Genomic DNA, 9,140 nt, shown 5'->3' with positions numbered 1-9,140 from the left:
CCGTCCAGGCCCGCGCCGCGCCGCCCAGGGACCGGGCCACCATGGCCGCCCGGGTCGCCCGGGGCTCGACCGCGATCAGGGCCGGCCTGTCCGGTGGACCCAGCCTGTCCGGCAGACCCAGCCTGTCCGATGAGGCGGAGCCGCCGAGCAGCGCGGCGAGCAGGGCCGCCTTCCCGCCGGGACCCGCGCACAGGTCGACGGTCAGCCCGAGGTCGCGGCCCACCGTCGCCGCGCGGGCCAAGGCCAGGGTGACGAGCTGGCTGCCCTCGTCCTGCGCGGCGGCCGCGCCCGCGGCCACGGCGGGCAGCCCCGCCGGGTCCCCGCCGTCGAGGCGTACCGCATACGGCGAATAGGAGCCGGGCCGGGCGGTCAGACCTGCTTGCGCGGCCTCAGCGAGCAGCTGGTCACGGTCCACCCGGCCCGGGCGGGCGACCAGGTGTACCGCGGGTCGGGCGTCGTCTGCCTCCAGCGCGGCGCGGGTCGCCGTGAGGTCGCCGGCCAGGGCCTCCGCGACGACCTCGACGATCCAGCGGGGATGCGTCGTCACGACCGCCAGGTGACCGACAGGGTCGACGTCGAACTGCGGCGCGGACAGCATCGTGGCGAGATCGCCGCCGGTCTCGGCTACCCGGGCGGCCACCCGACGCAGCACGGCGTTCGCAAAGCGGACCGGGCGCTCGCCGCTCGTCGTGCGGACCAGCTCGACGGTGCTGGCCACGGCCGCGCGGGCCGGGACCCTGGTCCGCAGCAGCTGGTAGGCGCCCAGGCGCAGCGCGTCGCGCACCGGCGGGTCGATGGTGTGGACGGGTCGGCTCGTCGCCGTGTCGAGCACCCCGTCGAGGGTTCCCTGCGCGCGCAGGGAACCGTAGGCGAGCTCCGTGACGAACCCGCGGTCCCGGGCGGACAGTCCGCTGCCCGCCAACAGGGACGGCAGCAGCAGGTTGGCGTAGGAGCCGCGCTCGTCCACCGCCCGAAGCACCTCCCAGGCCAGCAGCCGCGGCCGGTCGACGCTTGACGCTGGCCGGGGCCCACGGGTGCCCGGCGAACCGGCCGATCTCACGACGTTCCTCCACTGACTGGCATCGCGCCGGCCGGGCCACCGCCGGCCGGGCCACCGCCGCCGGCGCCGGCAGCGGTCCGTGCGCCGATCTCGCCGAGGGTCTCCCCCTCGGCGATCCGGACCCCGCGGGCCCAGGCGGCGGCCGCCATCGGGCCTCGTCCCTCGGGACGTACCTCGCCGAGGAGCACCGGGCTTGTGCCCGTGCCGACCGCCACGTCCCCGCCGGGGAGCACCATGATCTGACCCGCCGGCAGCCCGGCGGGCATCACTACCGGCCCGGCCGACCGACCGGGCACCGCGCCGAGGCGCACCGGGCCGATCTTGAGCCGCCGGTCGCGGAACGTCGTCCAGGCTCCCGGCGCGGGAGTGGCGGCCCTCGCCAGCCGATCCACCGCGATCGCCGGCTTCGTCCAGTCGATCCGGGCCTCCTCGACGGTCAGCTTCGGCGCGAAGGAGATCCCCTCGGCGGGCTGGGCCACGGGCCGTACCGTCCCGTCGGCGATGCCGTCCATCACCGCGACCAGCAGCCCGGCGCCGGCCTCGGCGAGCCGGTCCAGCAGGTCACCGGAGGTATCCGTCGGCCGAACCCGCTCGGTGAGGACACCGTAGACCGGACCGGAGTCCATCGCCGGTTCGATCTGGAAGACGCTCGCGCCGGTCAGGTCGTCCCCGGCGAGCAGGGTGCGCTGCACCGGAGCCGCCCCGCGGTAGGCCGGCAGCAGGGAGAAGTGCAGGTTCACCCAGCCGTGGCGGGGAATAGCGAGCGCCGCAGGCGGTAGCAGCGCGCCGTAGGCCACCACCGGGCAGCAGTCGGGCGCGAGGCCGGCAAGCGTGGCCAGGAACTCCGGGTCCCGGGGCCGGTCCGGGCTCAGCACCGGGATGCCGGCCTCGTCGGCCAGGACGTGGACGGGGGGCGGCTTCACCTTCCGCCCCCGCCCGGAGGGCCGATCGGGCCGGGTGACAACCGCGACCACGTCATGGCGCGGGCTGTCGATCAACGCCCGCAGGCTGGGCAGAGCCACCGCCGGGGTACCGGCGAAAACAAGACGCATACGCGAAGCACCGATCCGTCGCGACGTCATTGCCGACGCCGTGACCGTCTCCGGGGGTCATCGATCCGAGGTGTCCGACCGGGCCGGGACCATCCCGCCGTTCTCCGGCCGGGAGTACGGGCTGACGTCCACAGGCCTGTCGCCGCCGACGACCGTACCCCGCCGGCGCTCGGAGGTGGCGGACGGCCGCGGTCCGGGCCGGGCCCGCGACCGGGGATCATGAGCCATGGCGCGAAGCCGGCCGTGGTGTGCGGGGCCACGCCAGGCGGTGCGAACCAGACCACGCCGGCGCTACCCGAGGACCAGGGGGTCGAGCTGGATCCGTAACCGGCCGGTGGTTCGCCGGGTCGCGAGGACGCCGCGAGCGGATCGCAGCGAGGCCGCCAGAGCCGCGCCGCGCTCGCGCCGGACCCGGATCAGGACCCGTTCGATCTCCTCGGGGCCGGAGGTGGCGCTGTCGGGGCCGCGCTGCCCGGCGCCCACGGCGGACGGATCGCCCTGGTTCGCGCCGTCGAGAACGGCCCGCGCGGACGGTGCGGGGGGCAGCGGTACCGGCCCGAGCACATCGGCGCCGTCGGGAAGCTCGACGGCGGCCAGCAGCTCCGCGACCGCCGCGGCGGTGCCCGCTACGGACGCCATCCGGGTCGCCGGCGGGAACCCCAGCTCCGCCCGCTCGTCGGCCTCCCGGGCGACGAACGTGCCGGGATCCCAACGGACGAGCGCCTGGACCGGCCCGAGTCCGGCGTCGGCCGCGACGATGACCCGCCCCCCGCGCGCGGCGGGCCGGGCGAGCGCGGCGGCGGCGGTCCACCGGCGCAGAGTCTCCTCCCCCGCACGCAGGTCGGGACGGCCCAGCAGAGCCCAGCCGTCGAGGAGCAGCACCGCCCCATAGCCGCCGTCCGCCACGGGCTCCGCCCCCGGGGTCGAGATGACGAGGGCCGGTTCGGCGGGCACGGTGGCGAGCACCCCGTCCCGGCCGGAGGTGCGGACCGGGACGCCGGGAAAGGCCCGCCCCAGTTCCTCCGCCGTACGACGATCTCCCGTCACCGAGGCGCGCAGCCGCGGGCCCGAACAGGACGGGCAGTGCCAGACCGCCGCGGCGACCGGACGGCCGCACCACCGGCAGGAGAGCGCACCACCGCCCGCCGCCCGGCCCAGCGGCCCCTGACAGTGCGGGCACCGGGCGGGCCGCCGGCAGGCCGCGCAGGCCAGTGACGGCTGATATCCCCTCCTCGGCACCTGGACCAGTACCGGCAGACCGGCCGCCAGCGCATCCCCGGCGGTCCGCACCGCGAGGGAGGGCAGCCTCGCCGCCCGGGCTGCGGGGTCACGGGCGTGTTCGAGGTCGGAGCCGGTGGCCTCGGCCCGGGGAGCCAGCGCGCGTACCTGCTCCCGGGGCAGCACCACCGGGTGCGCCCACCCCGTGCGCACCAGCGCCTCGGCATCCGTCGACGGGCAGAACCCGCCGATCACGAGCGCGCACCCCTGGAGCCGGGAGCGCAGGACGGCGACGTCTCGGGCGTGCGGGTACGGGGCCAACGGCTCAGCATGCAGGTCGTCACCGTCATCCCACACCACCACCAAGCCGAGCTCGGCCACGGGCGCGAACATCGCCGCGCGGGTACCCACCACCGCCCGCGCCTGTCCGCGGCTGACCGCAAGGAACGCGCGATACCGCCGGGCCGGGCCTAGATCGGCCCGCAGTGCGATGGTGGTCTCCCGACCGACCGCGGCGACCATCGCCGCCTCGACCCGATCGACATCACGATGATCGGGTACGACGACGAGTACGCCGCGACCGGACGCCGCCGTAGCGGCGGCCGCGGTGGCAATCATCTCCGGCCAGGCGGGGCCGGGCGGGGCCCACCAGACCGCCCTCGGTGACCTGCCCGCAGCCAGGGCGGTGAGCATCGACGGACCCGTGGGATAGCGGCCCCACTCGCCGGGTTCCGGCGGCACAGCCTCAAGCCCCGGCGGCACAGCCTCAAGCCCCGGCGGCACAGCCTCAAGCCTCGGTGAGACAACCTCCGCCCGGCCGTGGCGGGGAGGCACGGCGAGCCGGAGGACGTCGGCCAGCGTGCCGGCGTAACGATCGGCAACCGCGCGGGCGAGTTTCGCGACGGACTCGGACAGCACAGGCTCCGGCGAGATCGACCGGGCCAGCGGCGCGAGCTGACCGGAATGGTCGGAACTCTCGCGACGCTCCAGCACGAACCCGTCGACCAGCCGGCCCGCGAACCGGACCCGGACCCGGGACCCCGGCACCGCCAGGTCAGCCAGGTCCGCCGGCACGAGGTAGTCGAAGGGGCGGTCGAGATGGGCGAGCGGAGTGTCGACGGCAACCCGCGCCACCGGCAGCCGCGCGGCGAGCGGCCGCGGCGAACCGGGACCCGCGGAGCGCGAAATTCCCGACCGCGAAGCCCCTGACCGCGAAGCCCCCGACCGGGCACCCCCCGGGCCGGCCGCTGACGGGCTGAGGCCGGGGAGGGTGCCGGGGTGCTCGGTCATGACGGCATTCGTACCAGCCGCCTACGACATCCTCCGACCCCGTTCATCCTCCGACCCCGTTCCCTCGCCGGGACGGCGACCGGCGGGACACGACCTCCCCGATCTCCCGATCCGCTCCCGGGACCCGCGTGACAGGGGTCCCGGGGGGGCGGGAGACGAGCGTCGGGTCAGCCCTTGACGGCGCGCTGGAGAGCCTCGGCGCGTGCGGTGGACTCCCAGGTGAAATCGAGCTCGGGGCGACCGAAGTGGCCGTAGGCGGCCGTCTGGGCGTAGATCGGCCGCAGCAGGTCCAGATCCCGGATGATCGCTGCGGGACGGAGGTCGAACACGCTCGTCACCGCGTCCTGGATCTGGATGTCCGGGACGGTTCCGGTGCCGAAGGTCTCCACGAACAGGCCGACCGGCTGCGCCTTGCCGATCGCGTACGCCACCTGGACCTCGCAGCGGCTGGCGAGACCCGCGGCGACGACGTTCTTGGCGACCCAGCGCATCGCGTACGCGGCGGAGCGGTCGACCTTGGACGGGTCCTTGCCGGAGAAGGCGCCACCGCCATGGCGGGCGTAACCGCCGTAGGTGTCGACGATGATCTTACGGCCAGTCAGGCCGGCGTCACCCATCGGGCCGCCGATCTCGAACCGGCCGGTCGGGTTGACCAGCAGCCGGCGCCCCTCGGTGGCGATCTCGAGCAGGGCTAGCTCCGGCTCGACGACGTACTCGGCGATGTCCGGCGCGAGCAGAGTGTCCAGGTCGATATCGGCGGCGTGCTGGGAGGAGACGACGACCGTGTCGAGCCGGGCCGGCTTCCCGTCGACGTACTCGATGGTCACCTGGGTCTTGCCGTCCGGGCGCAGGTAGCCGACCTGGCCCTCCTTGCGGACCGCGGACAGCCGCCTGGCGAGGCGGTGCGCCAGCGCGATCGGCAGCGGCATGAGCTCAGGGGTCTCGTCGCAGGCGAACCCGAACATCAGGCCCTGGTCGCCGGCGCCCTGCCGGTCGAACTCGTCGTCGGCGGAACCCTCGACGCGGGTCTCGTGCGCCGTGTCGACGCCCTGGGCGATGTCCGGGGACTGCGCGCCGATCGACACGCTGACGCCGCAGGACGCGCCGTCGAAGCCCTTCTTGGAGGAATCGTAACCGATCTCCAGGATGCGCTCGCGGACGACGGAGGCGATGTCGACGTAGGTCTTTGTGGTGACCTCGCCGGCGACGTGGACCTGACCCGTCGTGATGAGTGTCTCCACGGCGACCCGGCTCTTCGGGTCATCCTTGATCATGGCATCGAGAATCGAGTCGCTGATCTGATCGGCGATCTTGTCCGGATGCCCCTCGGTGACGGACTCGGACGTAAACAGGCGCGTCGCCACTGGATTAACCCCCTGGGTGATCCGGTTGATTCCGACGAAGCTTACCGAGGTGCCGCGAGGGGTACACGCAGCGCCTCGGCGGGCGTTCCATCGGTCCGATCGGCCGTAAGGCCGACCACGAGGTCGAGGATCCGATGCGCGAGGAGGTCCTTGCTCGTGCGCTCGATGGCCGTCTCGCCACCGCGGGGGTCCAGTACCATGGCGGCGTTGTGTTCCACCTCGAATCCGAGGCCGGCGCCGACCTCGTTGACCACGAGCAGGTCGACCGGCTTGCGCGCCAGTTTGGCCCGGGCGTGGTCGAGTACCCCCCCGCCGGGGCCGCCGGTCTCGGCGGCGAAACCGACGAGAACCTGACCGGGCCGGCGGTTCGCCAGCAGCTCGGCCAACACGTCGGGATTCGCCACGAGCGGGATGGAGCCCGGGGCCGCAGACTCCTTCTTGATCTTGTAGACCTGTGGCGCCCCGGGGCGGAAGTCGGCGACCGCGGCCGCCATGACGACCACGTCCGCCGAGGGCGCGACCTCGTGGACCCGATCGCGCAGCTGCGCCGCGGAGGTGACCGGGATCGTGCGGGCGCCGGCGACCTCGGGCAGCGCGACGTTCGCCGCCACCACCGTGACGGAGGCTCCCCGCGCCACGGCCGCCCTGGCCACGGCGTACCCCTGACGGCCGCTCGAGGCGTTGCCGAGGAACCGGACGGGGTCGAGGTACTCCCGGGTGCCGCCGGCCGTGACCAGGACATGCCGGCCGGCCAGATCGGGCCGCACCCCGGCCGCACCCCGGGCCAGCACCGCCATGCCGAGCGCGGCGATCTCCGCCGGCTCCGGCAGGCGGCCCGGACCCGAGTCGGCGCCGGTCAGCCGGCCCACCGCCGGCTCGGCCACCACCGCTCCCCGCGCCCGCAGGGTCGCCACGTTCGCCCGGGTGGCCGGGTGCTGCCACATCTCGGTGTGCATCGCCGGCGCGTAGACGACCGGGCAGGTCGCCGTCAGCAGGGTGCCGGTGAGCAGGTCATCGGCGCGCCCGGCGGCCGCGCGGGCCATCAGGTCCGCGGTGGCCGGCGCGACGAGGACGAGGTCGGCCTCGCGGCCGATCCGGACATGGGCGACCTCGTCCGTGTCGTCCCACACTTCCGTGGTGACCGGGTTCCCCGACAGCGCCGCCCAGGTCGTCGCGCCGACGAACCTCAGCGCCGACGGCGTGGGCACCACCCGGACCTCGTGGCCGGACTCGGTGAACCGGCGGAGCACCTCCACCGCCTTGTAGGCGGCGATGCCGCCCGCCACACCGAGCACGACCCGGGGACGCCGAGGGCCGGGCCCGGTGCCGGACAGCCCGGTGCCGGATCGCTCAGCGTCGAGCATCTCAGCGTCAGGCATCTCGGTCATCGTCCTATATCAGGAGACCGGCGGGAGGCTGTCGGTGACGGTCTCGTGGGTGAGCAGGCCGGCGTTGATCTCACGCAGCGCGATCGACAGCGGCTTCTCCTGCGCGTTGGTCGTCTCGACCAGCGGGCCGACGTACTCCAGCAGACCCTCACCGAGCTGCGAGTAGTAGGCGTTGATCTGACGAGCTCGCTTCGCCGCGTAGATGACCAGGCTGTACTTCGAGTCGGTCGCCTCGAGGAGCTCGTCGATGGGGGGGTTGGTGATGCCTTCGGGATGGGCGACGGTACCGGCCACGATGTCCTTCCGGAATGGGACGTCCGAGGCGGCTGCGCCGTCCGGACAGTGCAGAGCGCAGGCTGCGCGGGGCAGGGCGGGCTGCGCGGAGGAGGCTGTACGGAGATGTCGGCTGCGCGGGCGACCGGTGGGCCGGACCTACGAGCCGATCATCAATGCTACCAAGCGGGCCGCCGCGGACCGCACGTCGTCATTCACGATCACGTCGTCGAACTCCGTCTCGGCCGCGAGTTCGATGCGCGCCCGGTCCAGCCGGCGGGCGATGACCTCGGGTGACTCGGTCCCCCGACCGGTCAGCCGACGGACAAGCTCGTCGAAGGTGGGCGGGGCGAGGAAGACGAAACGGGCCTGTGGCATCGCCGAGCGCACCTGCCGGGCGCCCAGCAGCTCGATCTCCAGCAGGCAAGGCACACCTGCGGCGAGCCTTTCGAGAAGCGGGCGGCGGGGGGTGCCGTAGGCGTGTCCGGCAAACATCGCGTGCTCGACGAACTCCCCGGCTTTGACCATCCGGACGAACTCCTCGGCGTCGACGAAGTGGTACTCGACACCGTCGGTCTCACCCGGACGCGGTGGCCGCGTGGTGGCACTGACCGAGACCCAGACCTCGGGGTGACGTTCCCGGACTGCCGCGACGACGGTGCCCTTCCCGACTCCGGACGGCCCGGACAGCACTGTAAGACCCACGGGCACCACGATAGGATCTCTCGGTCAGTCGGCGCGCACGGTCATCAGTCCCCGAAGGACACGAGGACGGGACTGGTTTCCCAGGGACGGCCGGATCGGGGGAGGTTAAAGAATGCCGCCCCCGATCCGACCGGAAGGAAGGGCGACATCGCCGGAAGAATGTGAGTGACGCCACCCTCCCGTCAACGCCGCTACCCGCCGTAACCATGATCCGGGTTGGCGGAGTGGTTTCCCACCCCACCGGATCAGGCCATGCCGAACTCCTCGAGGAGTGCGGCACGCTGCTTGGCGCCGAGTCCCCGCAGCCGGCGGGTCGGACTGATCCCGAGCCGTTCCCGGATCTTCTGGGCGCGTACGCGCCCCACTCCGGGAAGCGACTCCAGAACAGCCAAAACCTTCATCTTGCCGACGACCTCATCAGCCTCGGCCTGTTCCAGGACGGCGGCCAGAGTGGTCTCCGCCTTCTTCAACCGCTCCTTGAGTTCCGCACGCTGCTTACGAGCCAACGCTGCTTTCTCGAGGGCGGCGGCCCTCTGCTCGGGCGTTAGGGGCGGCAGGGGCACGGGTACGCCTCCTCAATTCGGTGATCGCGCCGCGCAAACTAGCGAGGAAGGGGCTCCTCAGTCCAGCCTTGGCCATAACACTCTGATGCGAACATATTGTCAGCACAAGAGAAGGCTTTGACGGACGAAAGGGGTGGCCCACTCGTGCCGCACCCTTTCGGTCTACGGCGGCCCCACCGTACCGCTTCGTACCGCACCAGGACGAACACACCCTGGTCCCCTCGGCC

8 protein-coding genes are annotated in these 9,140 nt (G+C 73.3%); all 8 read right to left on the bottom strand.

What is annotated here, in order from left to right; translation table 11 throughout:
* A partial coding sequence (locus AC08OQ_RS14305; protein ID WP_476598952.1) for a transcription antitermination factor NusB occupies nt 1–1,060 on the bottom strand: 1,060 nt, incomplete at its 3' end.
* A complete protein-coding gene (gene fmt / locus AC08OQ_RS14300) occupies nt 1,057–2,112 on the bottom strand; it encodes a methionyl-tRNA formyltransferase (RefSeq protein ID WP_476598954.1) in 1,056 nt (351 codons plus the stop codon). The genes AC08OQ_RS14305 and fmt, both read right to left, overlap by 4 nt.
* Before the next feature lie 291 nt (nt 2,113–2,403).
* The gene (locus AC08OQ_RS14295) at nt 2,404–4,620 is read right to left on the bottom strand and encodes a primosomal protein N' (protein WP_476612109.1); all 2,217 of its coding nucleotides are present in this window, start codon (nt 4,618–4,620) and stop codon (nt 2,404–2,406) included.
* A 167-nt stretch (nt 4,621–4,787) separates the two neighbouring features.
* Complete coding sequence (gene metK, locus AC08OQ_RS14290; RefSeq protein ID WP_462186069.1) at nt 4,788–5,984, bottom strand: methionine adenosyltransferase; 1,197 nt, start codon at nt 5,982–5,984, stop codon at nt 4,788–4,790.
* Nucleotides 5,985–6,025: 41 nt separating this feature from the next.
* On the bottom strand, nt 6,026–7,348 hold the full coding sequence (gene coaBC, locus AC08OQ_RS14285; protein WP_476598974.1) for a bifunctional phosphopantothenoylcysteine decarboxylase/phosphopantothenate--cysteine ligase CoaBC: 1,323 nt from the start codon (nt 7,346–7,348) through the stop codon (nt 6,026–6,028).
* Nucleotides 7,349–7,381: 33 nt separating this feature from the next.
* Nucleotides 7,382–7,666 (bottom strand): DNA-directed RNA polymerase subunit omega, encoded by a 285-nt coding sequence (rpoZ, locus tag AC08OQ_RS14280; protein ID WP_462186068.1) that lies wholly within the window; start codon nt 7,664–7,666, stop codon nt 7,382–7,384.
* A gap of 138 nt (nt 7,667–7,804) precedes the next feature.
* Nucleotides 7,805–8,350, bottom strand: coding sequence for a guanylate kinase (gene gmk, locus AC08OQ_RS14275; protein ID WP_476598958.1), 546 nt, complete (start codon nt 8,348–8,350; stop codon nt 7,805–7,807).
* A gap of 245 nt (nt 8,351–8,595) precedes the next feature.
* The gene (gene mihF / locus AC08OQ_RS14270) at nt 8,596–8,913 is read right to left on the bottom strand and encodes an integration host factor, actinobacterial type (protein ID WP_462186066.1); all 318 of its coding nucleotides are present in this window, start codon (nt 8,911–8,913) and stop codon (nt 8,596–8,598) included.
* Nucleotides 8,914–9,140: the final 227 nt, after the last annotated feature.

The organism is Frankia sp. CcCS3, assembly GCF_977927575.1.
The sequence above is the reverse complement of the archived record's forward strand: the minus strand, read 5'-3'. Positions and strand labels throughout refer to the sequence as shown.